The organism is Glycomyces terrestris, from assembly GCF_003933745.1.
GTDB classification, from domain to species: Bacteria; Actinomycetota; Actinomycetes; order Mycobacteriales; family Micromonosporaceae; genus Glycomyces; species Glycomyces terrestris.
Genome location: NZ_RSEB01000003.1, coordinates 796,351 through 820,300, shown reverse-complemented (window position 1 = coordinate 820,300; position 23,950 = coordinate 796,351). Strand labels below are relative to the sequence as shown.

The following is a 23,950-nucleotide window of genomic DNA, read 5'->3' as shown; positions in this document are numbered from 1 at the left end:
TGCAATCATGACATGCCCTTAGGACACGGCGGTCCGGTCGCTTTCGCGGGAGGCGGCGTCCTCCTCGCGGTGCTCGTCGGCGTGGCGCAGGCCCAGGGCCCGGGCGACGCGGTCGGCGACGCCGGCGTGGCGCACGTGGGAGCCGCCGCGGCGGGTCTCCTTCGCGGCCTTGATGAGCCGGCGGGCCTGGCGCTCGTTCTCGGCCTCCCGGCGGAGCTCCTCGGCGCGGGCGTAGTGGAGGTAGTGCAGGTCGAAGTCGTTCATCGTCGTTCCTTCGGTGTCGTCGGCCGGCGTTTCCGGCCTGACACCAATACTCGTGCTGAGGCCCGGGGGCGGGCATCGGGCGTCCGCGTCGCGTCCGCCCGCACCGGCCTTAGTTCCGGGCCTCAGCGCCCTCAGGGCCCTTACTCGCGGCCCGGGGGCCTTACCCGGGCGAGCCGGGACGGCCGCCAGACGGCCTTCCCGATGTCGACGGTGAGGGCCGGGACCAGGAGCGAGCGGACGATGACGGTGTCGAGGAGCACCCCGAACGCGACGACGAACGCGATCTGCGCGAGGAACAGGATCGGCAGGACCGCGAGGGCCGAGAACGTGGCGGCGAGGACGACGCCGGCGGAGGTGATGACCCCGCCGGTGGCGACCAGGCCGCGCAGCGTCCCGGCCTTCGTGCCGAGCCGCGCGGACTCCTCGCGAACGCGGGTCATGAGGAAGATGTTGTAGTCGATGCCGAGGGCCACCAGGAACACGAATCCGAAGAGGACGACCGTGGGGTCGGCGCCGGGGAATCCGAAGAGGTGGTTGAAGACCAGGGCCGAGACGCCCATGGTCGCGCCGAAGGAGAGGACGACGGTGGCGGTGAGCAGGAGCGGCGCCACGATGGAGCGCAGCAGGAGCATGAGCACCAGGAGGATCACGGCGAGGACGATCGGGATGATGACGGCCCGGTCGCGCTCGGAGGTCTCCAGGGTGTCGAGCTGGATCGCGGTGGGGCCGCCCACGAGCGCGTCGGCGCCGTCGACGGCGTGCACCGCCTCCCGCAACCGCTCCACAGTGGCCACGGCGGCGTCGGAGTCGGGGGCGTCCTCCAGGACGGCCTCGATCTCGACCAGGCCGTCGGCGGTGCGCACCCGGCCCGACTCGTCAAGGGCGGGAGCGGCTTCCGCGACGCCGTCGACGTCGGCGGCGGCGAGGACCTCGTCGAGCGCCGACGCGTTCGCGATGATCACCGCGGGCGCGCCGGAGCCGCCCGGGAAGTGCTCGGCGAGGACCTCCTGGCCCGCGACCGAGTCCACGTCGGTGAGGAACACCTCGGTCTGCGCGGTGCCGTCCGCCTTGAGCTGCACCGTGAACGCGGCCGCGATCGCCAGGGCCGCGGCCGTCGTCGCCCACACGACGCGGGGGCGGCGGGCGACGAGGGCGGCGACGTTCGACCACAGGCGCGAGCGGCGCGGCCCGGCCGTGCCGATGCGGCGCGGCCAGAACGCGGCCCGCCCGAAGATCGCGAGCACGGCCGGCAGGAACGTGACCGCGGCGAGGAACGCCGCGCCGATCCCGATGGCCGCCACCGGACCCAGGCCCTGGTTCGACTCGAGCCGGCTGAACAGCAGGCACAGCACGCCGAGGACGACGGTGCCCGCGGAGGCCGCGATCGGCTCGATCGTGCCGCGCAGCGCCCTGCGGACCCCGGTGAAGCGGTCGGCGCCCGCGTCGAGCTCCTCGCGGAACCGGGCCACCAGGAGGAGCGCGTAGTCGGTGGCGGCGCCGAAGACGAGGATGAACAGGATGCCCTGGCTCTGGCCGTTCAGGTCGATCGCGCCCGCGTCGGCGAGCGCGTACACGGCGGCGCTGGCGGCCGCGAGCGCGAACCCGCACGACAGGAGCACGAGGACCGGCAGGAGCGGGGAGCGGTAGACGAGGACCAGGATCACCGCGACGACCGCGGCGGCCACGAGGAGCAGGAGCCCGTCGACGCCGGCGAACGCCTCGCCGAGGTCGGCGCCGAGCGCGGCCTGGCCGGTGACGAGCACGTCGAGGCCGTCGGGGCGGTCCTCGGCGAGGACCGAGCGGATCTCGGCCACGGCCTCGGCCTCGTCGGCGCCCGCGTCGATGAGGACGACCAGCTGGGCGGCCTCGCCGTCCTCGGAGGGCTGCGGCGGGATCGGCGGCCCGGCGTTGAAGTCGAGTGCGGCGAGCTCGCCGCTCGCGGCCTGGAGGTAGGCGAGGTCGTCCTCGGCGAGCCCGCCGGCGCGCTCGGCGACGACGATCGCGACCGCGGCCCCGGTGTCGTCGAAGGCGGCGCGCAGCTCGTTCACCTCGGTGGACTCCGCCGAGGACGGCAGGAACGCCGAGCCGTCGTTACTGGCGACCTCGCTGAGCTTCCCGGCGAACGGCCCCGCGAACGCGCCGAGGGCGAGCCAGGCGAGCGCCAGGAGCGCCGGCAGGAGCCAGCGCAGTCGGCGGACGGGTCGCGGTCGTTCGGGGGCCATGCGGGGTCTCCTCGCGTCCAGACGGTGTTTCCATCGAAGAATATTTCGATGGTCGAAATAGTAAGATACAGGTCGACCACCGACCAGGACAGGACCTCGCCTATGACGCACGACACCGACGGTGCGGACGCCCCCACGGACCGGGACCTCACCCGGCTCCTCCAGAACCTCACCGTCGAGTCCGACCGCTACGCCGAGCGCTTCGGCGCCGCCCACGGGCTGCACCGCACCGACGTCAACGCGCTCGCGGTGATCATGGACGCGGCCCGCCGCGGCGAGCCGATGTCCCCCGGGGCGCTCGCGAAGGAGCTGGGCCTGAGCCCTTCTGCCACGACCGCGCTCATCGACCGGCTCCAGGCCCTCGGCCACGTCGAGCGCTCGCGCCCCGCCGGCGACCGCCGCCGCGTCGCGCTCGAGGTGCCCGAGGCCGCGGTCGAGGCGAACCGGCACCTGTTCGTGCCGCTCGGGATCGCGTTCGCGCGCTCATGGGCCGGGTTCACGCCCGAGGAGCGGGCGGTCGTGGCCCGCTTCCTCGAGGTGAGCACCGAGGCGATGCGCGAGGTCAGCGCCGAATGGGAGTCCCCTCAGGGCAGCGACCAGCGCCGCCGGTAGGCCTCGTCGGGGTCGAAGCGGCCGGCCTGGCGCTCGTGGTTGAACCCGCGGCCCGGGCGGGTGTCGTTGCCCGTGCCGGCCGTCCACTGCCAGTTGCCCCAGTTGTTCGCCTCGTCGAGGTCGACCAGGTGCGCCGCGAAGTGGGCCGCGCCGTCGCGCCAGTCGAGGCCGAGGGTCTTGACCAGGTATCCGGCGGTGATGAGCCGGGCCCGGTTGTGCATCCAGCCTTCGGCGAGGAGCTGGCGCATCCCGGCGTCGACGATGCCGATGCCGGTGGTGCCGTGCTTCCACGCCTCCAGCGCCGTCATGTCGGTCTCCCAGACGTCGTTCGCGCCGCTGCGGTACGCGGTGTCGGTGAGGGCCGGGAACGCGGCGAGGACCTGGAGGTGGAAGTCGCGCCAGCACAGCTGCCGCACCATCGCCTCGGGCAGGCGCGGGTCGGCGGCCAGCTCGCGCGCGGAGAGGCAGCCGAGGGCGAGGTAGGGGCTCAGGCGGGAGGTGCGGTCCCCGGCGAGGTCGTCGTGGCGGTCGGCGTAGTCGCCCGAGGCCGGGGCCCACTCGTCGAGGCGGGCGAGCCCGGCCCGCTCGCCGCCCGGCGGCAGGTCCGCGGCGGTCGGCTCGGCGGGCGCGAGCGCGTGCGAGTCGGGGAGGTCGGGGACGCGCAGGCGCTCGGGCTCGGGCGCGGTCTCGCGCCAGCGGGCCTGCGACCAGGCGCGCCAGTAGGGGGTGAAGACCTTGTAGTGGTCGCCGCCGCCGCTGGGCAGGAGCCGGCCGGGCTCGACGACGGCCGGACCGGGGGCGACCCGGAGTTCGGCGTCCCCGCCGAGGCGTTCGAGCACGCTGGCGGCGAACCGGCCGGCGTCGGAGGCGCACACGACGAGGTCGGCGCCGGTCGCCTCGCGCACCTCCGCGACCTGCGCCGCGGTGTCCCCGGCGCGGACCACCAGGCCGCCGCCGAGCGCCTCGAGCGAGTCGCGCAGGTCGTCAAGGGCCGCAAGGAGGAAGGCGCGCTGGTTCTCGTTCGTGCGGCGGCCGGGGTCCTCGACGTACAGCGGCACCACCCGGTCGGCCGCGCGGCAGGCCGCGGCCAGGGCCGGGTTGTCGTGGACGCGCAGGTCGCGCGTGAACAGCAGGACGGCGGTCCGGGTCATGGCGGCTCCCACGGTGCGGCCGCCCGGGCGGGCGGCCCCGGCAGCCTAGCCGCCGGGGGCGCCCGCGGCGCGGAGGCGCGTCAGCGGGCGCGCGGCGGCTCGACCTCGGTCTGCGCCTTGGCGGCGCCGACCGGGCAGGAGAGGCCGTTCGGGCCGTGGTTGCAGTAGCCGTTCGGATTGTGGTGCAGGTACTGCTGGTGGTAGTCCTCGGCGAGCCAGTAGGCCCCGGCGGGCCGGATCGCGGTGGTGATCGGTCCGAGCCCGGCGGCGCGCACGACCGGCTCGAACGCCTCCCTGCTCGCCTCCGCGGCGGCCTGCTGCTCGGGCGTCGTCGTGTAGACGACCGACCGGTACTGTGTGCCGATGTCGTTGCCCTGGCGCATGCCCTGGGTCGGGTCGTGGTTCTCCCAGAAGACCTTGAGCAGGTCGTCGAAGCCGACCTTCGCGGGCTCGTAGACGACCCTGACGACCTCGGCGTGGCCGGTCAGCCCGGTGCAGATCTCCTCGTAGGAGGGCTTCTCGGTGCTCCCGCCCATGTAGCCGACGCTCGTCGTCCACACGCCGGGGACGCGCCAGAACAGCCGCTCGGCGCCCCAGAAGCAGCCCATGCCGAAGTAGGCGATCGCGGCGCCGGGACCGGGGGTGCCTTCGATGGGGTGCTTGAGCACCGGGTGCATGGTGGTCATCCCGCAAGTCTGTCACGCGCGGACATCCAGTGCCATGCGTCGGGCGGGGCCGCTACGGTGTGCGGATGGTTTCAAAGATCAACCAGGTCACGTTCGACGCCCGCGACGGCTACACCCTGTCGAAGTTCTGGGCCGAGGTCACCGGCTACACCGAGCACCCGAAGTACCCCAACAGCCCCGAGGACGAGGAGAACTTCATCGGCCCCGGCGGCGAGCACCCCGGGCTCCTCTTCATCAACGTCCCGGAGGGCAAGGAGATCAAGAACCGGCTCCACCTCGACATCTCCCCGGACACCACCCGCGACGAGGAGGTCGACCGGCTCCTCGCCCTGGGCGCGACGGTCTACGAGGACCACCGCAAGCCCGACGGCACCGGCTGGGTGACCATGCGCGACCCCGAGGGCAACGAGTTCTGCGTCGAGCGCTCCGACGCCGAGCGCGCCGCGGCCGAGGCCGCGAAGGGCGAGGCGTCCTAGGGGACCGGAAGGCTCCTCGACAAAGCGACGACCGCGGGCGCCCCTGCCGCGTGCCCGTCCCGTGAGGGCCGGTGGCGCGCGCGGGGGCGCCCGCGGTGCGAAGTCTGTGGGCGTTCCTGCCTGAAGGGCCCGCTTCGAGGCGCCTCGCCTGCTCGGAGCCGTTCCTTCACGGCGGCACCGCCGTGCGGCGGTGCTACTTCTCGGCGATCGCGTCGATCTCGCCGTCGCCGTCGGCGTCCACGCCGACCGTGTCGTACTTGCCGTCGCCGTCGTGGTCGACCAGCACGTGGTCGATGACGCCGTCGCCGTCCTTGTCGACCGCGAGGAGGTCCGCGGTGCCGTCGCCGTCGACGTCCACGTGGTACTCGACGGAGCCGTCCTCGTTGCGGCGCACGCCGACCGTCTCGTCGACACCGTCGCCGGTGATGTCCATCTGGTGCACTTCGTCGAAGCCCATGAGGCATCTCCTAAATACGGAAGTGGTAAGTGTCGTCTGCACGATAGCGCGCCTATCCATGGCCAGTGGTACTCGCGTCGGCTAGCTTAGGGACATGCATGACGGTCACGGGTTCTCGACACTCGCCATCCACGCCGGTCAGGAGCCGGATCCGCTGACGGGAGCGGTCGTTCCGCCGATCTACGCGACCTCCACGTACAAGCAGGACGGGGTCGGCGGCCTGCGGGGCGGCTACGAGTACTCCCGGTCGGGCAACCCCACCCGCACGGCGCTCGAGACCTGCCTGGCCGCGATCGAGGGCGGCACCCGCGGCTTCGCGTTCGCCTCCGGCCTCGCCGCCGAGGACACCGTCCTGCGCGCGCTGCTCGCCCCCGGCGACCACGTCATCATCCCGAACGACGCCTACGGCGGCACGTTCCGCCTGTTCGACAAGGTCGCCGCCCGCTGGGGCCTGAAGTACACGGCCGCGAACCTCACCGACCTCGCGGCGCTCGCCGCGGTCATGTGCGAGGGCACCAAGCTGGTGTGGATCGAGACGCCCACCAACCCGCTGCTCAACATCGCCGACATCGAGCAGATCGCCGAGACCGCGCACCGCCGCGGCGCGCTCGTCGTCGTCGACAACACCTTCGCGAGCCCCTACCTCCAGCAGCCGCTCGCGCTCGGCGCCGACGTCGTCGTCCACTCCACCACCAAGTACATCGGCGGGCACTCCGACGTCGTCGGCGGCGCGGTCGTCGTCCGCGACGAGGCCCTCGCCGAGTCGATCGCGTTCCACCACAACGCGATGGGCGCCGTCGCCGGCCCCTTCGACGCGTTCCTGACCCTGCGCGGCGTCAAGACGCTCGGCGTCCGCATGGACCGCCACTGCGACAACGCCGAACGCGTCGCCGAGTTCCTCTCCGGGCACGCCAAGGTCGCCGAGGTGCGCTACCCCGGCCTCGCCGAGCACCCCGGACACGACGTCGCCGGCAAGCAGATGAAGCGCTACGGCGGCATGGTCTCCTTCCGGCACAAGGACGGCGAGCAGGCCGCACTCGACCTGTGCGCCCGCACCGAGGTGTTCACGCTCGGGGAGTCCCTCGGCGGCGTCGAATCCCTCATCGAGCACCCGGGGCGGATGACCCACGCCTCGGTCGCCGGCAGCGACCTCGAGGTCCCCGCGGACCTCGTGCGCCTGTCGGTCGGCATCGAAGACGCCGACGACCTCCTGGCCGACCTGCGCCAGGCGCTCGGCTGACCCGATCGTCCTCCCGTCGAAACCCCAGTCCCCCGCGAGAAAGGACGATCAGTGAGCTGGTCGGGAACCACCGCGCAGCAGATAGCGAAGGCGGTCCGGCGCGGCGACGCGGACGCGGCGTTCGTCGTCGACCACCACCTGCGCCGCATCGAGGACCACCGCGAGATCGACGGCGCCCTCACCAGCGTCCGCAAGATCGAGTCCCTCGCCGAGGCCGCGGCCGTCGACGAGATCGAGAACCGCGACGCCCTCCCCGCCGCGGGCGTCCCCGTCGCGGTGTGCGAGCAGCTGCCGGTCACCGGGCACGCTCCGCGGCTCGGCTCGAACGCCGCCGTCCTCCCGATCGCCGACACCGACCACCGTGCGGTGCAGCGCATCCGCGGTGCCGGCGCGGTCGTCGTCGCCTTCGGACGCTCCTCAGAGCTCGGCCTCTGGCCCGCCACCGACGACGACGGCAACGTCCCGGCCAACCCCTGGCGCCCCGACCGCGGCGTCGGCGGCCCCTCCGGCGGCACCGCCCTCGCGGTCGCCACCGGCGCGGCCCCCATCGGCATCGGCCTCGACGGCCCCGGCTCCGCCGGCGGCGTCCGCACCGCCGCCGCGGCCTGCGGCATCGTCGCCTACAGCCCCGAGCACGTCCCCGCCGACATCAACACCGACCCCGAGCACTGGCTCGGCGGCCACGTCGGCGTCATGGCGACCACAGTGGACGACGCGGCGCTCGCGTACGCGGCGCTCACCCACCGCGCCCCGCGCTCGACGGGCGACCCCGGGCGCCTGCGCATCGCGGCCACCAACATCGCCCCGCTCCCGGCCCGCGTCGACGACGACGCCACGAAGTGGCTGCTCAAGGCCGTCCGGTCCCTCACCGACCTCGGCCACGACACCTTCCGCGCCAGGCCGCGCTTCGGCGCGCGCCTCACGCCGGCCTCGTCGGGCGCGTGGAGCTGCGCCGCGTACCTGCGCAGCCTCAAGTGCGGCCCCGACGGACTCCAGCGGCGCACCAAGCGCCTGGTGTCCGTGGGCGAGCGCACCTACCTGCGGGGCCTGTTCGGCGGCGTCCTCGGCGACGGCAACCGCGTCCGCCGCCACCTCGAGGACTGGTTCGACCTGGAGGACTACGACGTCCTCATCACCCCGGGCCTGCCCGCGGCCCCGCCCGCCGCGAAGGAGTGGTCGCTGGAGCCGCTGCGCTCCAACGTCGCCCACCTCGCCTCGGCCGCCGCGTTCACGGCCCCGTTCAGCCTCGCCGGCCTCCCGGCGCTGGTCGTCCCGGTCGGCATGCGCTCCGACGGCGCACCGGCTACGGTCCAACTCGTCGGCCCGCCCGGCTCCACCGGCCGCCTCTTCGACGTCGCGGCCCAGCTGATCGCCAAACTCCGCCCGCGCCGCTACGCGCCGGGCCTGAGCTGGGACTGACGCCCGGGCCGGGCCGCGGTGCGGCCCGGCCCGAACCGCGTCGCCCCGGCCGATCTCAGTCGAACCGCACGGCCATGTCGGCGAGCATCCGCGCGGCGGCCGCCTTGAGCGGCGGCAGCAGGTCGCGCCGCGCCGAGTCGAGATCGGTGCGGCTGGCATGCGAAGAGACGTTCACGGCCGCGACCGCCCTCCCCGACTGGTCCCGAATCGGCACCGCGATCGCCCGCAGCCCCTCCTCCAGCTCCTGGTCCACGAACGCCCACCCCTGCGCCCGGACCCGGTCCAACTCGGCGCGGAGCAGATCCTCGTCGGTGATCGTGTGCGGGGTGAACACGGTCTTCTCGGACGAGGCGAGCACCGCGTCCAACCGCTCGGCGTCCAAGTCCGCCAGCAGCACCCGGCCCATCGAAGTGCTCACCGCGGGGAAGCGGGTGCCGATGTTGATCGAGACGCGCATGATCCGCCGCGTCGCGACCCTCGCGACGTAGACGATGTCGCCCTGGTCGAGCACCGCGACCGACGCCGACTCCTGCACCTCGGCGACCAGGCGTTCCAGGTGCGGCTGCGCGACCTCCGGCAGGGACAGGCTCGACAGGTACGCGAACCCGAGTTCGAGCACCCGCGGTGTGAGCGCGAAGTGGCGGCCGTCGAACCGCACGTACCCGAGCTCGGTGAGCGTCAAGAGGAACCGCCGCGATGCGGCACGCGTCAGCCCGGTCGCCTTCGCGACCTCGCTCAGCGTCATGGCCTCCCGCTCGGCCGAGAACGACCGGATGACCGCGAGCCCGCGCGCCAGCGTCCGCACGAAGTCGGAGCTGCGCGGTCTCGGCGCCGCCTCATCGCGGTCCTGCATGCCCTCAGCCTAGCCGCGCACCCGGCCGGCGCGCGCGACCGAGCGCCCCGCCCGCCTCCTGGGCCCGATCCGACTGCGAGCCAAGGACCTCACCGCCCGCCGGCCTCCCCCTCGTCGACGAACGCGACGAGCGCCCGATTGAACCAGTCCGGCCGCTCCGCGGTCACCATGTGCTTGGCGCCCTCGGCGAGGAGCATGCGCGAATCCGGGATGCGCTCATCGAGGAACGCCGCATCGGCCGGCGTCGTCACCTCATCGGCGGTGCCGCCCACGATGAGCGCGGGCGCCGCGATCCGCTCCACGTCACCCCGCTGGTCCATGCCGCCCAGGGCCTCGCAGCACGCGGCATACCCCTCGTCGTCGCAGGCGTCGAACCGCTCCCGGAACGCCTCGACCGTGTCCGGCTGCGACTCGCGGAACGCGGCCGAGAACCAGCGGCCCATCGCGGCCTCACTGATCGACTCGGTTCCGTCGGCCCGCACGTTCGCAGCACGTTCACGCCAACTATCCACGGTCCCGACCTTCGCCGCGGCCGAGACGAGCACCAACCGATCGACCCGCTCAGGATGCGCAACCGCCAACCGCATCGCGACCCCACCCCCGAGCGACACCCCGGCGACGTGCGCCCGCTCGATCCCGAGGTGGTCCAGCAGGTCGATCACATCTCCGACAAGCTCGTCCAACGCGAGGGCACCGTCCCCCTCATACGGCGTACGACCATGCCCCCGAGCATCGAAACGAACCAACCGAAACCGGGCGCTCAAGGGCGTCACCTGCGGCTGCCACATCTCGAGCGTGGCCCCGAGCGAGTTGAGCAGAACGAGCGGCGTGCCTTCGCCATCGATCTCGTGAACGGGGATCATCCTCAGTCCTCCCGGAGTCTGCATGCCGTCAAGTCGCTCTCCGGCCCCACAAGGCCGCGGACCCGGAAGTCCGAAAGAGTCTCCCACCCAGCGCACCACAAACCCACCGAGCAAGGCAATTCTTCAGACAACCGGGCAGCAGGCGTGACACCGGCAGCAAGAGCGGAGCCCGCGCCCCGGCGGGAAAGCCGACCTCCACCGAGCCCCCAGACCGAAGTGCCCGACCGCCAGCCCCCAAATGCCTCCCGACACCCGCCGCATCCTCGCCCAACTCCTCCCCAGCAAAACCCCAGCTCACCAACGTGACCCCGGTCTCGCGCCCCACCCTGGGACCCCCGCCGAACACTGTGTAAACTAGTCCCGGTTCCAAGGTCTACGACCTCTGGAACGCCACTCAAGGGGCTTTGGCGCAGTTGGTAGCGCGTTTCCATGGCATGGAAAAGGTCAGGGGTTCGAATCCCCTAAGCTCCACCATGATCTACCAGGCAAAACAGGTCACAAGGTTATCCCTTGTGGCCTTTTCGCTACCCAATTTGCTACCTATCGGGTGGCGTATCCGCAGGTCAGACCCCGGATTCTTGTTACCTAACGCGCCAAGCTGTCCACTGTCGAAGAGGTCATCCAGGGCTTCGGCTCCGGCCGTGATGACCGGCCGGAGCTGGTGGCGGTAGACCGTTCTCGTGGTACTGGTCCGCTGGTGGCCGACGAGGTCGGCGATCAGTTCCTCTCGCACGCCCGCGTACGCCATGAGCGACACGAAGGTGTGCCGGAACTCCCGAGGCGTCCAGGTGCCCTCGATCTTGGCATCCTTGACCGCCTTGCGCAGGTCACGCGGACGTTGGCTGCGTCGCGCACGGTGCCGACCCCGGTGGCGAACACGTAGTGCTCGGGCCGGATGGCCCGCCCGGCGTCCTCGGCGTCGATCTCGGCTGAGACGCGGACGGCGGTCAGGACCGTCACCACCTGGCGCGGCAGCGCGATGGTCCGCCGCGACTTGGGCGTCTTGGTCTCTCCCTTGGTGCGCACTGAGCGCCACACCTCGACGTGCGGGGCTATGGTCTCGCGGTGTCGCTCGCCGCAGGTGCAGAGCTGCCCGGCAACCGGGTTCAGGTGGGTATTCCGCCACCTCAGCGGCCGTGCCTCCTCGGTACGGACACCGGTGAAGACCGACAACGCGATGTAGCCGTGAAGCCAGGATCCGCGGCTGACCTTGAGCACGGCGTGCGCCTGCTCGATAGTCATGGACTTGGACGGGCGGCCCTCCTGCCCTTCGGGCGGGTCGACCAGCTCGGCGACGTTCCGCATGACCTTGCCGCGCGCCTCGGCGAACCGGATGATCCGCCGCAGCAGGCTAAGCAGCAGCTTCACGGTCGACGTGGCATGATCCTTGGCGAGAGCGAGGACCTTGTCCGCGCGATCCAGGGGCGTGGAACACTCGTCCTGGAACGCGACGGCGCCGAGGCCCCCGACCCGGTCGAGGTCAACCCCGGCGAGGCCATCCTCACCCAACTCGAGGGGTTGCAGGCCGAGATCAACGACCTGTCCGAGCGGGTTGCTCAGCTGGAGAGCCAGCGGACTCAAGAGCCATGACGCGTTTCTTGATCCCGCGCACCTGAACTCGCATCGCCTCAATCCGCTCAATGATCTCCGTCGCTTGGGTGTTCGAAATCTGTGCCATCATGGGACCAAGGTCCCAGGCGGGACAGAAGTTGCCCAGACGTTCCAAGTTGCCTCGTTGACGTTGGCAACTAGGCAACCGCACGATGGAGGCATGAGGTCATTGTTTGCCGAGACGCTGCGCCGCCTCCTTCAGGAACGGGGCTGGTCACAGAACCAGCTTGCTGCCGCGATCCCGTGCAACAAGGGCCACCTGTCGAAGCTCATCAACGGCCGGCAGAAACCGTCCGAGGGCGTTGCTCAACGCTGTGACGAGCTACTGAACGCCCGGGGCGATCTCATCGGAGCCGCACACCTCGATATCGCCGCCGCGCGGGATCTTCGGCCCAACGAGACGGTCGAACTTCTGGAGCGCATCCGTGCGACCGACACCAGCAGCACCACCATTGAAGCCCTCCGGTCCACGGTCGAGGACCTCTGTTGCCAGTACGCCACCACCGACCCGACCCAGCTTCGCGCCGAGGGCCACAGGTGGCTCCGCGAGGTCGCTCGAATGATCAAGCAACCCATTGGGCTGCAAGCTCATAGGGAGCTGCTAGTCAACGCTGGGTGGCTCGCACTACTCATCGGTTGCCTTGAGTACGACCTCGGTATGCGAGCATCGGCCGAGGCAACCCGCATCATGGCGTCGAACCTCGGCGTCGAGGCCGGAGCGCCCGAGATCCACGGTTGGGCCCTCGAAATGAAGGCGTGGATCGCTCTGACCCAGGGGCGCTATCCCGATGTTCTCAACGCGGTTGCCGAGGGCCGCCACCTCGCGGCAGGACACAACTTCGCCGTCCAACTCATCGGGCAGGAGGCCAAGGCGCTCGGTCGACTCGGGGACGTCCAGGGTGTCCGCAGGGCCCTAGACGAGGGCGCGGAGATCCTTGAGCGCTTCGAGGCTCCCTCACGGTCAGATAACCACTTCGCGATCGACCTTCCGAAGTGGCAGTTCTACGCCATGGACGCGTACTCGCAGGCACAGGACTACGACCTCGCGACTCAGTACGCAGGCGAAGTGATCAAGTTCGGGACCACGCCGAACGGCATTGAGATCTCGCCGATGAGGAACCAGGAGGCCCGCCTGGTCCTCGCGATCACGGCCGCTCGGAAAGGCGAGCTTGACCAGGCAATCGAGCAGGCGGACCGAGTCTTCGACTCCGAGCGGAAGTCTTTGCCGTCCCTGCTCATGGTCGCAGGCGAACTGTCCGGCGAACTCCAGCAGCGATTCCCGGAAGAGAGCGCCACCAAGGACTTTCAGGAACGTCTCCGCGCCCTCGCTGGGTAGGTCTCCGTGTAGGTGGCAGCCAAAGGTTCGACTGCCACCCGATGTCTACTGCCAGGGACCGCCGCCTCCTCCTGTCATTCCAAGACAACCAAGGCCGCAAAGCACCAGCACCGCAACACCAATGAGTATTGCGGTTACGTTGATATCCGAATCTCGATCGAACAAGAGACACCGCCTAACGGGGTGGACGGGCTTTCACCGACATTCGGACCAACCGAAGCATCAGTGGAATCTGAGACTAGCCGAACGGCGCTCATGAACCTGGTAGCCCCGGCTTGTGTTCAAACTTTCTCTACTGGATCAAGGGCGCGCTTCGCGCGCCTGGCGCACGCCGCTCGCCCGGGGCGTGCGGCCTCCGGCCGTTCCGCGGGCGGCGGCGCCAACGAGACGAACCAGACGAAGTACGGCCGACACGGGCAGGACTCCGATCCAGGTGGGCGCAGGGGCGCCAGGGCAGCGACAGAGGGATCGGGGCGAGCGTCGCGATCCGACACCACCGCCTGTGGTCGACGCGCGAGACTCCGGCTCCGTTCTTGCCCAGGCCGAATGAACGGCGTCCGGGTCTCTTGGGATCGAGACCGTGGCGGTCGGCGGCACCATCGCAGGAGCAGAGAGGGCTACTTGCCGCCGCAAGCGTCGGCTGCGGCAAGGTGGCGAGCCGTCCCACCTATGCAGAAGGAATTCGCATGGCCGTCATTCAACCTCATATTTCGTAATATGTTTGTACACCGCAATTGGCGTAATAGCGCCACCTGGTGCAGTTGGAGCCTCGGTCATTCCGAAGTCTCCCATATAGTTTCCAACTCCCTGTACAATCTTGGCGAGAGCACCGCGGTCGATCCGTTCTCCGGTATACAGGTTCTGGATAGGATCGGAGATGGCGGTCACATCTGCGACATCGGTGTCAGCATACCGGCTGATGTAAGCCACAGTTGTCCACAGTTGAGGCTTATATCCGTGACGAATCGCGAAGGACCCTCCATCGTCGCGGAAGTAGCGCGGGTCCAGTGTGCCGACGAAGCCGCAGTTCGGGAGATCCGACCCATGTGGCTCGATACGGATACTGACACCTTCAGGCGATAGCTCTTCAAGAGCAGCGATGATTGTTAGAGTATCGCCGCTTGCGAACTTGTCGGCCAAACTCTTGGGCCTGGGCCCCTTCTTAGATGAGCTATCAGAATTGAAGTATGGATAGATCTTTTGAAATGATTGCAGGACCTTGCGGTAGTCGATCATCGTCGTCGGTCCCGTAACTCTGATCAGTTTGCCCGGCGGCGCTAGCTCCTGAATGGTTGTATTCCAGACTTCAGCCCCGGTAAGTTCGTCAGTGATATCACGCAGGAAACCTACGGATTCGAGAGCCAACTCCAGAACCTGGTAGTGGAGGGAGTCTAGATCCTGTGACCTAGTTTCACTTTCCTGGCCGCTTCGGGCTTCGTATTCAGCCGAGGCGATGTACCTCAGACCCAGCTTGAACTTGCCGGAGTTTCTGACGGTCTGGACCGCGTTGGGAAGGCCATCGAAGAGGTACGCGAGCAGAGACTGTGTGCGCGCCGCATCGATGTACGCGAACTCATGGGCAGCCTCGGGAAGCTCGTCATCGTGCTCTGACGTGGATGCTGTTGCCATGCATGGAGCTTAAGCCCGTGATATGGCTTGCGAAGCCCGTAGTGGTCAGCGATTCGGATCGAGCATGGTAGCCGTTCGGACAGATCCCTAGTCCAAGCCGCATCCAATCGATACATCTAGGAGACCTAGACGTCTAGTTCTATGGCATGGAAAAGGTCAGGGGTTCGAATCCCCTAAGCTCCACAGACTCGGATATCGAGCAGAAGAGCGGTCATCGTGGTGATGGCCGCTCTTTGCTGTTCCAGGAGTGATTGCGGATGGGAAGTCTCTGGGCTGATGCGGGCGGGCTCGTGGGGAGCCCGCCCGGTTGGTTCGGGATATTCGAGTTGGACTTGGGTTGGGGTGCTAGCGCTGGAGGGTCAGGAGGCCCGGGCGGTAGGGGAGGAGGCCGTAGTCCATGCCGTCGGAGCTGGGGTCGCGGCCCTGGTAGAGGAATTGCAGGTTGCAGGGGTCGATGGTCTTGGTCTGGTCGGGGTTGGTGCGCACCAGGTCGCCGTGGCTGATGTCGTTGGTCCACGTGGCACCGCTGTTGGCCTTGCCGGCGAAGGGGTTGCTCTCCGTCGCGGCCTGCGGCGTCCAGGTGCCGTTCAGGCTGGTGGCCGTGAACGAGCGGAAGTAGCGGCCCTGCCTGCCCATGGCCTCGACGATCATGAGGTACTGGTTCTGGCCCTGGACCTTGTAGACCTCGACGGCCTCGAACAGGTTCTCCCTCGTGTCGCTCATGACGAGCTGGTAGCTCGTGCCGAAGCTGCTCGGGAAGTTCCCGAGGGGCATGCTGCAGCGGTAGATCTGGCCCTCGTCGTTCGCGAAGAACAGGTACATGTTCTGGTCGTCGGCGATGAGGGTCTGGTCGATGGGGTTGTTCACGGGGATCTGCCCGTTGAAGAGCTCCTGGTGCGGGCCCCAGCTGTTGGGGTCGGCGGGGTTGGTCGACGTGCGGTAGGAGAACTTGTACGGCCAGCCCCACTGGTAGGCGATCACCCAGATGTTCTTCGGGGCGAAGTAGATCAGCGTCGGGGCCACCGGGTTGAAGCTCGTCACCCTGGTCTGGGCGGCCGAGGCCATGTCGGACCAGTTGGTGAACGGGCTGAAGACCACCGAGTTCCAGGCGTCTCCGGTGTCGTGCGTCGTCGCGTAGACGAGGTACTGGCCGTTGTGGCGGACGGCGGTGAAGTCCTTGAGCGAGACCTGCCCGTTCTTCGGCTGCGCGAGCGGGCCCGTCGAGGTCCAGCGGTACGTCGACGGGAGCCCGCAGGCGGCGCCACCGCCGACGAGGGCGAGCTGCCACTGCTGGTTGGCGCCGCCCCAGTCGCTGTACTGCACGACGCTCGCGCCGTCGTTGGCCGCCGCGCCCTGGACCTCGACCGCCTTGTTGCTGTTGCGGTTGATCAGGCGGACGTAGCCGCCGGCGGAGTCGGCCAGCCGGAACTGCTGGTTGGCGCCGCCGTGGTCGGTCCACTGGTGGATGGCGGCACCGTCGGCGGTCGACCAGCCGGAGACGTCGAGCATCTTGCCCGAGTGCCGCGCCCTGATCCGGTAGTAGCCGCCGCCGGCGTCCACGAACTGGAACTGCTGGTTGTTGGAGTTCGTGCGGGTCCACTGTTGCAGCAGGGCCCCGTCGGCGGTGGACGCACCGCTGACGTCCAGGACCTTGCCGCTGCTGCGGTTCACCAGCACATACCAGGCGGCGGTGTCGACGGTGGCGGCTGCCGCGGTGAACGGGCTGAGTACGGTCGCGGCGGCGGCCCCGGCGAGCACGCCGGCTCCGCCGAGGAGCATCCGCCTGCGGCTCTTGGGGTTTTCCATCCAGGCCATGGTGGCCTCCTTCGTTGAGATTCTTCGGGTCATGGGGATGCGGGATCGTTGCTATGGAGGGGACCGGGGGGTCGCGGACCGGCGTTCGGTCGGATCGCAGCGCGTTGAGCGGTCGTATCGGCGATCGCGATCACGGGACCACTGCGACTCGCGCCTGAAGCCGCGGTCACCGTCTGGTCCACTGCTGGTTGGCCTGTCCGGCGCCGCAGGTCCAGAGCTGGACCTTCGTGCCGTTGCCGGTGCCCCAGCCCGAGGCGTCCAGGCACAGGCCGGACTGCACGCCGGTGATGGTGCCGTTGGCGTTGAGGTTCCACTGCTGGTTGGCCTGCCCGTTGCAGTCCCAGATGATCACCGCGGTGCCGTTGCCGGTGCCCCGACCTTGGGCGTCCAGACACTTGTTGCCGTACACCACGAGCTGCTTGCCCGCGGTGTAGGTCCACCGCTGGTTGGAGCCGCCCCAGCAGTCCCACAGCTGCACGCCGGTGCCGTTGGCGGTGCCGAGCCCGGTGACCTCGAGGCAGCGGCCGGACTGGGCGCCCACGATCTCGGTGCTGTTCCCCGGCGTCCCGATGCTGCCGGGCACGGACTGCAACGCGGCGTACCAGACCGCGGCCATCTTGTCGTATCCGGCGGCGGTCGGGTGGACGCCGTCGTCCAGGTCGGCGGCGGTGAGGGCGCTGTGCATGTCGACCAGGTGCACGTTCTTGCCGGCGTCGACCTTGGCCTGCACGATGCCGGGGATCGCCGCGTTGAAGCGGTTCACCGCCGCGTCCCCCTCGCTCCACCCCAGCGGCGTGATCTGGGCGACGAACACCTCGGCGTTCGGCGCCGTGGTGGTGATCCGGTCGATGAGTGCGGACAGCCGGTTCGGGGCGCCGGCGACGTCGTGGTTCTGGAGGATGTCGTTGGTGCCGATGTGCAGCAGCACGGTCTGCGGCTGGTAGGTGTTCAGCCAGTTGACGATGTTCGCGTGGATCTGGTCGATGCGCCAGCCCGGGTGGCCCTCGTGGTCGTGGTCGCCGAGGCTCCCCGGCCCGTTGAACTGCGAGCCGACGAAGTCGGTGGTGTACCCGCCGCCGGCGAGGCGCTGCCACAGGCCGATCCGGTAGCCGCCCGGGGTGGCGGTGCCCTCGGTGATGGAGTCGCCCAGCGGCATGACCCGCACCCCGCCGTTCGACTCCGCGCTGGCGGTGTCGAACGGCGCCGCCACCAGGCCCATCATGAGACCGAGCGCCACGATCGGTCCGAGCCACCTTGCTGTTCGCATCCCTTGCCCCTTGCATTCGTAGGGTCATTTCCGTTTCAGGTGGCCGGAGGGATCCGGGCTCGGCCCCCGTACCGAGCCCGCCCGTCACCTCGAGAGATCCGAGCCGAGCCTGCGTCTTGCCGCGGACCCGGCCGATGCGGTAGTTATCGCTCACATGGCGCAGGTCGGCTTCGAAACATTTGACGATTTCGACATCTCGAACTATAGAGATGCATCTATGTCTAGTCAATGACTCGGCCGAAGTTTGTTGGCACGGCCGGTTCAAGTCGCTGCCCAATGTGCCGCCTTCGCCGTCGTTATCCTTGGGCTGCAACTGATCTCCGGCGATGATCGTGCCTGATCCCGACGGACGGGCATCGGTTCAACGTGGAGGCGAGCGGGTCACCTCTGGTGGCGGGGGTCTGATGCGGGGGTGTCGTACAGGGGCGGGCAGCCGCGGGTGGGGGCGTCGGGGCGGTGTTCGAAGTGCCAGGGCTCGTTGCGGTAGACGCGGCACAGGCCGTACGCGGCGCCGTGGGCCTCGAGCCAGGCCTGGGCGTCGGCGGGGCCGAGGTCGATCGCGTCGCCCGAGACGTGGGAGGACGTCTCGGGGGTGGAGACCCAGCGGGCGGCGGCTTCGGGGGAGCCGTGTTCGGCGACCGCTTCGCGCAGGAGCCGGCGCTGGTAGGCGGGGGTGCGCCAGCCGCTGTTGACGGTGAACGCGATGCCGTCGGCGGCGGCGTCCGTCGCGGCGCGGCGCAGGGCCGCGAGGAAGGGCGGGTCGAGGTTGGCGACGCCGGGGACGTCGTCGTCGAAGACGCTGGTGCCGTAGGGAATCGCACCGTCGTCGAGGCCGAGGCCGCCGCGGTCGCGGATGCGCAGGAGGCGGTAGCCGAGGGCGCGGGCGAGCGGGGCCAGGAGCGGGAGGAGGGTGGCGGCGGCCCGGCGGCGGAGGCGGGGCGCCAGGGGGACTGCGGTGGTTCGGGTCATAGCTCCAGTGAAGGGGCGGCGCTGTTGTGAGCCCGTATGCGGATTTCGATATGCGGGCGATATGCCCGGACTCGTAGCATTGGGCGCATGCGTGTACTGGTCGTCGAGGACGAGCCCTTCATGGCCGAGGCCATCCGCGACGGGTTGCGGCTGGAGGCCATCGCGGCCGACGTGGCGGGGGACGGTGACACCGCGCTCGAACTCCTGTCGGTGAACTCGTACGACATCGCCGTCCTCGACCGGGACATCCCGGGGCCGAGCGGGGACGAGGTCGCCCAGAGCATCGTCGCGTCCGGGAGCGGGATCCCCATCCTGATGCTGACCGCCGCCGACCGGCTCGACGACAAGGAGAGCGGGTTCGGGCTCGGCGCCGACGACTACCTGACGAAGCCGTTCGAGCTGCGGGAGCTCGTGCTGCGCCTGCGGGCGCTCGACCGGCGGCGCGCGCACAGCCGGCCGCCGGTGCGCGAGATCGCCGGGCTGCGGCTCGACCCGTTCCGCCGCGAGGTGTTCCGGGACGGCAGGTACGTGGCGCTCACCAGGAAGCAGTTCGCGGTCCTGGAGGTGCTCGTCGCGGCGGAAGGCGGGGTCGTCAGCGCCGAGGAGCTGCTGGAGCGGGCGTGGGACGAGCACGCCGACCCGTTCACGAACGCGGTTCGCATCACGGTGTCCGCGCTGCGCAAGCGCCTCGGCGAGCCGTGGGTGATCGCCACGGTCCCCGGCGTCGGCTACCGGATCGAGGAGGAGGCCGGTGCGTAGGCCGGGCATGAGCGTCCGCCTGAAGCTGACGCTCAGCTACGCGGGCCTGCTCATGATCGCGGGGGTGCTGCTGCTCGCCGCCATCTGGCTGTTCCTGCTGCGGTACGCGCCGGCCGAGGCGATCAGCCTCCGCGGCGAGCTCGACGAGAACGGGAGGCACGGCCCGGGGTACTTCATCCCCGGCCGGCTCGACCTGTGGCGGGCGTTCGCGCCGAAGGCGGCCGTGCTCGCGGTGTTCCTGCTGGCGCTCGGGCTCGGCGGGGGCTGGGTCCTGGCCGGGCGGATGCTCGCGCCGGTCGCGCAGATCACGGAGGCGACGCGGCTGGTCGCCGAAGGCTCGCTCTCGCACCGGATCCGGCTGCCCGGGCGGGCCGACGAGTACCGGGAGCTCGCCGACGCGTTCGACGCGATGCTCGCGCGGCTCGAAGCGCACGTCGCCGAGCAGCGGCGCTTCGCCGCCAACGCCTCCCACGAGCTGCGGACCCCGCTCGCGATCACGCAGACGATGCTGGAGGTCGCCCGCAACGATCCCCGGCAGGAGGTCGGCGAGCTCGTGGAGCGGCTCTACCTCGTGAACGCGCGCGCGATCGACCTCACCGAGGCGCTCCTGCTGCTCAGCCGCGCCGACCAGCGGTCGTTCACGCACGAGCCCGTCGACCTGTCGCTGCTCGCCGAGGAGGCCGCCGAGACGCTGCTGCCGCTCGCGGAGCAGCGCGGGGTCGAGATCCGGACCGCCGGGGACGTCGCGACGGCCTCCGGTTCCTACGCGCTGCTGCTCCAAGTGGCCGTGAACCTCATGCACAACGCGATCGTCCACAACCTCGCCGAGGGCGGGACCGTGGACGTCGCGACCGGCGCCGGGCCGGAGACCGTGACGCTCGTCGTGGAGAACACCGGCGCGAGGCTCACGCCGCAGCTGCTCGCGACCCTCACCGAGCCGTTCGAGCGCGGCACCCGCCGCATCCGCGCCGACCACGCGGGGGTCGGGCTCGGGCTGGCGATCGTGAAGAGCATCGTGCACGCGCACGACGGGTCCCTGCTGCTCGAAGCGCGCCCGGAGGGCGGGCTCCGCGTCACCGTGGCGCTGCCGGCCCCGTCGTGAGGTCGCGGAGGAACCGGGACGAGTGTCCTGTCTGGACGGTGTAGCCGCGGGCGCGGTAGAACGCGTGCGCGCCGGCCCGGCGGTCGTTGCTGGTGACCTCAATGCGGACGCAGCCGCGCTCGAGCGCGAAGGCTTCGGCGGCCTCGACCAGGCGGGTGCCGATCCCGTTGCCGCGCACGGTGTCCGACACGACGAGCGCCACGATCCGGCCCCACGCGCCGGGGCGCTCGAAGTACGGGCAGACGTGGACCGCGACCAGGCCGGCGACGCCGTCGGGAACGCCGGTCGGCGCCGGGTCCACGGCCGCCGCGTACGCCGCGCTCGACGGGTCGTTCGTCCACGCCTCGATCCGCTCGGCCGTCGCCGCCGGGCCGGCCTGCGGGTAGCCGAGCTGGGCCAGGAGCGCGTCGACCGCCGCCGCGTCGGCCGGGCGCAGGGCCCGGATCAGCACTCCGGCTCCTCGGTGATCGGGAAGTCGAAGCGGGTGCGCGGGTGCGGTTCGTCCCGCAGCGTGTAGTGCCACCATTCGCACTGGTACGCCTGGAAGCCGCAGTCCTCCATGAGCGAGCGCAGCAGCCGCCGGTTCGCGGCCGCGGCCTCGGGGACGCCGGCCGCGCCGTGGTGCGAGACGGGGTCCATCAGGTCGTAGCCGCCGCCCATGTCGGCGAGGTCGCCGGTGTCGAGGCGGCACAGCGTCAGGTCGACGGTGCCGCCGCGGCTGTGGCCCGACTCGGCGGCGATGTAGCCGCGCGCGACCAGCTCGGACCGGTCGAGGTTCGGGTGGTGCCGGGCCTTGGTGCGGCCGTCCTCCGGTTGCGCGGTCCAGCGCAGGAAGCGGTCGACGGCGCGCTGCGGCCGGTAGGCGTCCCACAGGTGCAGGCCGAAGCCGTGCGCGGCGGCCTTCTCCTGGACGTGCTCCAGGGCCGCGCACAGGGCCAGGGTGCCGACGATGCGGCCGGTCAGGTAGCCGTCGACGGGCGCGCCGGTGAAGTTGTCGGCGGTGGCGTACTTGGCGTCCCAGCGTACGCCGGGGACGTGCTCGTCCACGAAGACGAAGCCGTGCGGGAAAGTCAACGCTGCTCCAGGGCCAGTGCGATCGTCCGGTCCAACACTGCGGCGAGCGGGAGGCCCGCGGCCTTCATCATTCTCGGGTAGCGGCTGTACGAGGTGAGGCCCGGCATCGTGTTGACCTCGTTGAGGACCGCGCGCCCGTCCGGGGTGAGGAACAGGTCGACGCGCGCGAGGCCGCCGCAGCCGAGGGCGCGGTAGACGCGCATCGCGGTCTCGCGGACCAGGTCGCGGGCGTCGTCCGGGATGTCGGCGGGCACGATGAACGTCGAGTTCTCCGATCCGGTCTCGGGCGCGTCCTCCTGGTGGATGCGGAAGAAGCCGTGGGAGAGCGCGACCCGGTCGAGCTCCCCCGTGAGCAGGTCGCCGCCGCGGCCGAGGACCGCGCAGCCGATCTCGCTGCCGGCGACGGCCGCCTCGACCAGGACCTTCGTGTCGTACTCGCGCGCGGTCGCGAGGGCCGCGGGGAGCTCCTCCTTCCGCTCGACCTTGGTGACGCCGAAGGAGGAGCCGGAGCGGGCCGGCTTCACGAACACCGGGTACGCGAGGTCGTCGGGGTCGATGTCGCCCTCGCCGTAGGAGGTCCGGAAGTCGGGGACGGCGACGCCGGCGTTCGCGGCGACGGCGTACGCGAGGGACTTGTCCATGCACACCGCCGAGCTCTGCACGTCGCAGCCGACGTACGGCAGGCCCGCGAGCTCCAGGAGTCCCTGGACCGCGCCGTCCTCGCCGAGGCGGCCGTGCAGGACCGGGAGCACCGCGTCGAGGCGGATCGACTCGTACTTGCCGTCGTCGAGGACGAGCAGGCCGGGCGCGGCGCGGTCCGGGGACAGCACGACGGGCCGGTGGTCGCCGTCCTCCCAGTCGGGCCCGGGCCCGTCGCAGAGCCGCCACGCGCCGGCCTTCGTGATGCCGATGTAGTAGGGCCGGTAGCGGTCCGGGTCGAGGCTGCGCGCGACCTCCTGCGCGGACTTGACGGACACGGGGTGCTCCTCGCAGGCGCCTCCGAAGAGGACGCCGAGGTGGAGCTTCGCGTGCGGTTCGGTCATCGCCGGGTTCCCTTCTCGAAGTCGAGGCAGCCGGCGATCGACTGCTCGACGGTGTCGCGCAGCGCGCGGTCGGTGTAGTACGCGGTGTGCGGGCTGATGATCGTGTTCGGCAGCTCCTGGAGGCGGAGCAGCGTCTTGTCCTCGATCGGTTCGCGGCGGCGGTCGGTGTAGAAGACGCCCTCCTCGCCCTCCACGACGTCGAGGGCCGCGCCGCCGAGGCGGCCGCTCTCCAGCGCCGGGACGAGCGCCTCGGTGTCGATGAGCGGCCCGCGCCCGGTGTTGACGACGACCGCGCCGGGACGGAGCCGCTCGATGCGGTGCCGGTCGAGGAGGTGGTGCGTGCCGGCGTTGAGCGGCGTGTGGAGGGTGACGACGTCGCTGCCGCGCAGCAGGTCGTCGAGGGGGACGCGGTCGACGCCGTCGGACCGGCCGCCCGCCGGGCGGCTGTCGTGGGCGAGGATGCGGCAGCCGAAGCCCTTGAGCCGCTCGATGACCGCCGAGCCGATGCGGCCGGTGCCGACGACGCCCACGGTGAGGTCGCGCAGCTCCCGGCCGCGGGTCTCGTGCAGCCGGTAGTCGTGGGCCTCGGCGCGCAGGAGCACCGGTTTCGCGTGCCGCAGCGCCATGAGGATGAGCATGAGCGTGTAGTCGGCGACCGAGCCGGGCGAGTAGGCGATGTTCCCGACGGTGATGCCGACGCTCTCGGCGTACTTCACGTTGATGTGGTTGACGCCGATGCTGCGCGTCGACACGTACGCGACGCCCGCGCGGCTGAGCGCGAGCAGCGTCGCGCTCGTGACCCGGGACTTGTGGCCGACGCTGATGCACCGGTTGCCCAGGGCGAGTTCGATGTTGCCCTCCGAGACCGGGGCCTCGGCGATCGTGGGGCGCACGTTGAAGCGCGGCGCCAGCTCCGCGAAGAGGGCGGCCTCGTCGCGTCCGCACCCGTACACGGTGATGCCGGCGGGCGGCCCGTCCGGTGCGCCGCGGCCCGCGTCCGCCGCGGGTTCGGGCCCGCGGCCCGGGTCTGTCGATCGGCCTGTGTCTGCCATGGTGCCCAGTGAAGCCGCGGCGCTGTTGTCGCGGCGTATGGGCTTTTCCA

General features: G+C 70.5%; 25 protein-coding genes and 1 tRNA gene. 9 read left to right on the top strand and 17 right to left on the bottom strand.

Annotated features, from left to right (window positions below; all coding sequences use genetic code 11):
- Positions 1 to 18 precede the first annotated feature (18 nt).
- Together EIW28_RS13770 and EIW28_RS13765 are read right to left on the bottom strand one after the other, a co-directional pair.
- Entirely contained in the window at positions 19 to 264 is a 246-nt protein-coding gene (locus EIW28_RS13770; RefSeq protein ID WP_125248248.1) for a hypothetical protein, read from the bottom strand.
- A 140-nt stretch (positions 265 to 404) separates the two neighbouring features.
- Entirely contained in the window at positions 405 to 2,486 is a 2,082-nt protein-coding gene (locus EIW28_RS13765; RefSeq protein WP_125248247.1) for an MMPL family transporter, read from the bottom strand.
- A gap of 102 nt (positions 2,487 to 2,588) precedes the next feature.
- Between EIW28_RS13765 and EIW28_RS13760 the strand changes: the two genes are divergently transcribed.
- The gene (locus EIW28_RS13760) at positions 2,589 to 3,098 is read left to right on the top strand and encodes a MarR family winged helix-turn-helix transcriptional regulator (protein WP_125248246.1); all 510 of its coding nucleotides are present in this window, start codon (positions 2,589 to 2,591) and stop codon (positions 3,096 to 3,098) included.
- Here EIW28_RS13760 and EIW28_RS13755 read toward each other — a convergent pair.
- Together EIW28_RS13755 and msrA are read right to left on the bottom strand one after the other, a co-directional pair.
- Positions 3,071 to 4,249 carry a cryptochrome/photolyase family protein gene (locus tag EIW28_RS13755; protein ID WP_125248245.1) on the bottom strand — a complete coding sequence of 393 codons (1,179 nt, stop codon included), beginning with the start codon at positions 4,247 to 4,249 and terminating at the stop codon, positions 3,071 to 3,073. The two genes, EIW28_RS13760 and EIW28_RS13755, sit on opposite strands and share 28 nt — an antisense overlap.
- Before the next feature lie 80 nt (positions 4,250 to 4,329).
- A complete protein-coding gene (gene msrA, locus EIW28_RS13750; protein ID WP_125248244.1) occupies positions 4,330 to 4,935 on the bottom strand; it encodes a peptide-methionine (S)-S-oxide reductase MsrA in 606 nt (201 codons plus the stop codon).
- A gap of 65 nt (positions 4,936 to 5,000) precedes the next feature.
- Between msrA and EIW28_RS13745 the strand changes: the two genes are divergently transcribed.
- A complete protein-coding gene (locus EIW28_RS13745; RefSeq protein ID WP_125248243.1) occupies positions 5,001 to 5,411 on the top strand; it encodes a VOC family protein in 411 nt (136 codons plus the stop codon).
- 193 nt (positions 5,412 to 5,604) lie between these two features.
- Here the strand turns inward: EIW28_RS13745 and EIW28_RS13740 are convergent, their stop codons facing one another.
- Positions 5,605 to 5,868: a hypothetical protein gene (locus EIW28_RS13740; RefSeq protein WP_125248242.1), complete on the bottom strand. Its 264-nt coding sequence runs from the start codon at positions 5,866 to 5,868 to the stop codon at positions 5,605 to 5,607.
- Positions 5,869 to 5,962: 94 nt separating this feature from the next.
- Between EIW28_RS13740 and EIW28_RS13735 the strand changes: the two genes are divergently transcribed.
- The gene (locus EIW28_RS13735; RefSeq protein WP_125248241.1) at positions 5,963 to 7,108 is read left to right on the top strand and encodes a cystathionine gamma-synthase; all 1,146 of its coding nucleotides are present in this window, start codon (positions 5,963 to 5,965) and stop codon (positions 7,106 to 7,108) included.
- 51 nt (positions 7,109 to 7,159) lie between these two features.
- Positions 7,160 to 8,527, top strand: coding sequence for an amidase (locus EIW28_RS13730; protein WP_125248240.1), 1,368 nt, complete (start codon positions 7,160 to 7,162; stop codon positions 8,525 to 8,527).
- Positions 8,528 to 8,582: 55 nt separating this feature from the next.
- On the opposite strand, the gene EIW28_RS13725 is transcribed toward EIW28_RS13730, so the two are convergent.
- Positions 8,583 to 9,380, bottom strand: a complete 798-nt coding sequence (locus EIW28_RS13725; protein WP_125248239.1) for an IclR family transcriptional regulator domain-containing protein — start codon at positions 9,378 to 9,380, stop codon at positions 8,583 to 8,585.
- 89 nt (positions 9,381 to 9,469) lie between these two features.
- Positions 9,470 to 10,243 (bottom strand): 3-oxoadipate enol-lactonase, encoded by a 774-nt coding sequence (gene pcaD, locus EIW28_RS13720; RefSeq protein WP_158630401.1) that lies wholly within the window; start codon positions 10,241 to 10,243, stop codon positions 9,470 to 9,472.
- A 398-nt stretch (positions 10,244 to 10,641) separates the two neighbouring features.
- On the opposite strand from pcaD, the gene EIW28_RS13715 reads away from it, so the two are divergent.
- A tRNA-Ala gene (locus EIW28_RS13715) sits at positions 10,642 to 10,717 on the top strand.
- Between the two features lie 4 nt (positions 10,718 to 10,721).
- On the opposite strand, the gene EIW28_RS25665 is transcribed toward EIW28_RS13715, so the two are convergent.
- Positions 10,722 to 11,069 (bottom strand): tyrosine-type recombinase/integrase, encoded by a 348-nt coding sequence (locus EIW28_RS25665; RefSeq protein WP_408612217.1) that lies wholly within the window; start codon positions 11,067 to 11,069, stop codon positions 10,722 to 10,724.
- Complete coding sequence (locus tag EIW28_RS24985) at positions 10,961 to 11,611, bottom strand: site-specific integrase (protein WP_232013976.1); 651 nt, start codon at positions 11,609 to 11,611, stop codon at positions 10,961 to 10,963. The genes EIW28_RS25665 and EIW28_RS24985 overlap by 109 nt, the downstream gene beginning before the upstream one ends.
- Before the next feature lie 12 nt (positions 11,612 to 11,623).
- Between EIW28_RS24985 and EIW28_RS24980 the strand changes: the two genes are divergently transcribed.
- Positions 11,624 to 11,833 carry a hypothetical protein gene (locus EIW28_RS24980; protein ID WP_125248237.1) on the top strand — a complete coding sequence of 70 codons (210 nt, stop codon included), beginning with the start codon at positions 11,624 to 11,626 and terminating at the stop codon, positions 11,831 to 11,833.
- A gap of 181 nt (positions 11,834 to 12,014) precedes the next feature.
- A complete protein-coding gene (locus tag EIW28_RS13700; RefSeq protein ID WP_125248236.1) occupies positions 12,015 to 13,190 on the top strand; it encodes a helix-turn-helix domain-containing protein in 1,176 nt (391 codons plus the stop codon).
- Positions 13,191 to 13,883: 693 nt separating this feature from the next.
- On the opposite strand, the gene EIW28_RS13695 is transcribed toward EIW28_RS13700, so the two are convergent.
- From EIW28_RS13695 to EIW28_RS13680, 4 genes are all read right to left on the bottom strand, one after another.
- The gene (locus tag EIW28_RS13695; RefSeq protein WP_125248235.1) at positions 13,884 to 14,819 is read right to left on the bottom strand and encodes a DUF6414 family protein; all 936 of its coding nucleotides are present in this window, start codon (positions 14,817 to 14,819) and stop codon (positions 13,884 to 13,886) included.
- 345 nt (positions 14,820 to 15,164) lie between these two features.
- Positions 15,165 to 16,625: a non-reducing end alpha-L-arabinofuranosidase family hydrolase gene (locus EIW28_RS13690; RefSeq protein WP_125248368.1), complete on the bottom strand. Its 1,461-nt coding sequence runs from the start codon at positions 16,623 to 16,625 to the stop codon at positions 15,165 to 15,167.
- Between the two features lie 175 nt (positions 16,626 to 16,800).
- Positions 16,801 to 17,901 carry an RICIN domain-containing protein gene (locus tag EIW28_RS13685; RefSeq protein WP_125248234.1) on the bottom strand — a complete coding sequence of 367 codons (1,101 nt, stop codon included), beginning with the start codon at positions 17,899 to 17,901 and terminating at the stop codon, positions 16,801 to 16,803.
- A gap of 381 nt (positions 17,902 to 18,282) precedes the next feature.
- Positions 18,283 to 18,870, bottom strand: coding sequence for a M15 family metallopeptidase (locus EIW28_RS13680; RefSeq protein WP_125248233.1), 588 nt, complete (start codon positions 18,868 to 18,870; stop codon positions 18,283 to 18,285).
- 87 nt (positions 18,871 to 18,957) lie between these two features.
- Here EIW28_RS13680 and EIW28_RS13675 point away from each other — a divergent pair, with 87 nt between their 5' ends.
- Positions 18,958 to 19,629 (top strand): response regulator transcription factor, encoded by a 672-nt coding sequence (locus tag EIW28_RS13675; protein WP_125248232.1) that lies wholly within the window; start codon positions 18,958 to 18,960, stop codon positions 19,627 to 19,629.
- 7 nt (positions 19,630 to 19,636) lie between these two features.
- Positions 19,637 to 20,731 (top strand): sensor histidine kinase, encoded by a 1,095-nt coding sequence (locus EIW28_RS13670; protein WP_125248231.1) that lies wholly within the window; start codon positions 19,637 to 19,639, stop codon positions 20,729 to 20,731.
- On the opposite strand, the gene EIW28_RS13665 is transcribed toward EIW28_RS13670, so the two are convergent.
- From EIW28_RS13665 to EIW28_RS13650, 4 genes are read right to left on the bottom strand one after another with little or no spacing between them, the layout of a single operon-like run.
- Positions 20,703 to 21,182 carry a GNAT family N-acetyltransferase gene (locus EIW28_RS13665; RefSeq protein ID WP_232013975.1) on the bottom strand — a complete coding sequence of 160 codons (480 nt, stop codon included), beginning with the start codon at positions 21,180 to 21,182 and terminating at the stop codon, positions 20,703 to 20,705. The two genes, EIW28_RS13670 and EIW28_RS13665, sit on opposite strands and share 29 nt — an antisense overlap.
- The gene (vanX, locus tag EIW28_RS13660; RefSeq protein WP_125248229.1) at positions 21,176 to 21,805 is read right to left on the bottom strand and encodes a D-Ala-D-Ala dipeptidase VanX; all 630 of its coding nucleotides are present in this window, start codon (positions 21,803 to 21,805) and stop codon (positions 21,176 to 21,178) included. Before vanX ends, EIW28_RS13665 begins: the two co-directional genes overlap by 7 nt.
- Positions 21,802 to 22,848: a D-alanine--(R)-lactate ligase gene (gene vanA, locus EIW28_RS13655; protein ID WP_125248228.1), complete on the bottom strand. Its 1,047-nt coding sequence runs from the start codon at positions 22,846 to 22,848 to the stop codon at positions 21,802 to 21,804. Before vanA ends, vanX begins: the two co-directional genes overlap by 4 nt.
- Complete coding sequence (locus EIW28_RS13650) at positions 22,845 to 23,900, bottom strand: D-isomer specific 2-hydroxyacid dehydrogenase family protein (protein WP_125248227.1); 1,056 nt, start codon at positions 23,898 to 23,900, stop codon at positions 22,845 to 22,847. Before EIW28_RS13650 ends, vanA begins: the two co-directional genes overlap by 4 nt.
- Between the last annotated feature and the right edge of the window lie 50 nt (positions 23,901 to 23,950).

What these genes read in the sequence shown, in the direction of transcription:
- msrA (WP_125248244.1), bottom strand. Translation starts at nt 4,935, where the DNA reads ATGACCACCATGCACCCGGTGCTCAAGCACCCCATCGAAGGCACCCCC.
- EIW28_RS13650 (WP_125248227.1), bottom strand. Translation starts at nt 23,900, where the DNA reads ATGGCAGACACAGGCCGATCGACAGACCCGGGCCGCGGGCCCGAACCC.
- EIW28_RS13680 (WP_125248233.1), bottom strand. Translation starts at nt 18,870, where the DNA reads ATGACCCGAACCACCGCAGTCCCCCTGGCGCCCCGCCTCCGCCGCCGG.
- EIW28_RS13695 (WP_125248235.1), bottom strand. Translation starts at nt 14,819, where the DNA reads ATGGCAACAGCATCCACGTCAGAGCACGATGACGAGCTTCCCGAGGCT.
- EIW28_RS13770 (WP_125248248.1), bottom strand. Translation starts at nt 264, where the DNA reads ATGAACGACTTCGACCTGCACTACCTCCACTACGCCCGCGCCGAGGAG.
- vanA (WP_125248228.1), bottom strand. Translation starts at nt 22,848, where the DNA reads ATGACCGAACCGCACGCGAAGCTCCACCTCGGCGTCCTCTTCGGAGGC.
- EIW28_RS13760 (WP_125248246.1), top strand. Translation starts at nt 2,589, where the DNA reads ATGACGCACGACACCGACGGTGCGGACGCCCCCACGGACCGGGACCTC.
- EIW28_RS13675 (WP_125248232.1), top strand. Translation starts at nt 18,958, where the DNA reads ATGCGTGTACTGGTCGTCGAGGACGAGCCCTTCATGGCCGAGGCCATC.
- EIW28_RS13740 (WP_125248242.1), bottom strand. Translation starts at nt 5,868, where the DNA reads ATGGGCTTCGACGAAGTGCACCAGATGGACATCACCGGCGACGGTGTC.
- EIW28_RS24980 (WP_125248237.1), top strand. Translation starts at nt 11,624, where the DNA reads ATGATCCTTGGCGAGAGCGAGGACCTTGTCCGCGCGATCCAGGGGCGT.
- EIW28_RS13755 (WP_125248245.1), bottom strand. Translation starts at nt 4,249, where the DNA reads ATGACCCGGACCGCCGTCCTGCTGTTCACGCGCGACCTGCGCGTCCAC.
- EIW28_RS13745 (WP_125248243.1), top strand. Translation starts at nt 5,001, where the DNA reads ATGGTTTCAAAGATCAACCAGGTCACGTTCGACGCCCGCGACGGCTAC.
- EIW28_RS13670 (WP_125248231.1), top strand. Translation starts at nt 19,637, where the DNA reads ATGAGCGTCCGCCTGAAGCTGACGCTCAGCTACGCGGGCCTGCTCATG.
- pcaD (WP_158630401.1), bottom strand. Translation starts at nt 10,243, where the DNA reads ATGATCCCCGTTCACGAGATCGATGGCGAAGGCACGCCGCTCGTTCTG.
- EIW28_RS13700 (WP_125248236.1), top strand. Translation starts at nt 12,015, where the DNA reads ATGAGGTCATTGTTTGCCGAGACGCTGCGCCGCCTCCTTCAGGAACGG.
- EIW28_RS13685 (WP_125248234.1), bottom strand. Translation starts at nt 17,901, where the DNA reads ATGCGAACAGCAAGGTGGCTCGGACCGATCGTGGCGCTCGGTCTCATG.
- EIW28_RS13765 (WP_125248247.1), bottom strand. Translation starts at nt 2,486, where the DNA reads ATGGCCCCCGAACGACCGCGACCCGTCCGCCGACTGCGCTGGCTCCTG.
- EIW28_RS13735 (WP_125248241.1), top strand. Translation starts at nt 5,963, where the DNA reads ATGCATGACGGTCACGGGTTCTCGACACTCGCCATCCACGCCGGTCAG.
- EIW28_RS13690 (WP_125248368.1), bottom strand. Translation starts at nt 16,625, where the DNA reads ATGGAAAACCCCAAGAGCCGCAGGCGGATGCTCCTCGGCGGAGCCGGC.
- EIW28_RS13725 (WP_125248239.1), bottom strand. Translation starts at nt 9,380, where the DNA reads ATGCAGGACCGCGATGAGGCGGCGCCGAGACCGCGCAGCTCCGACTTC.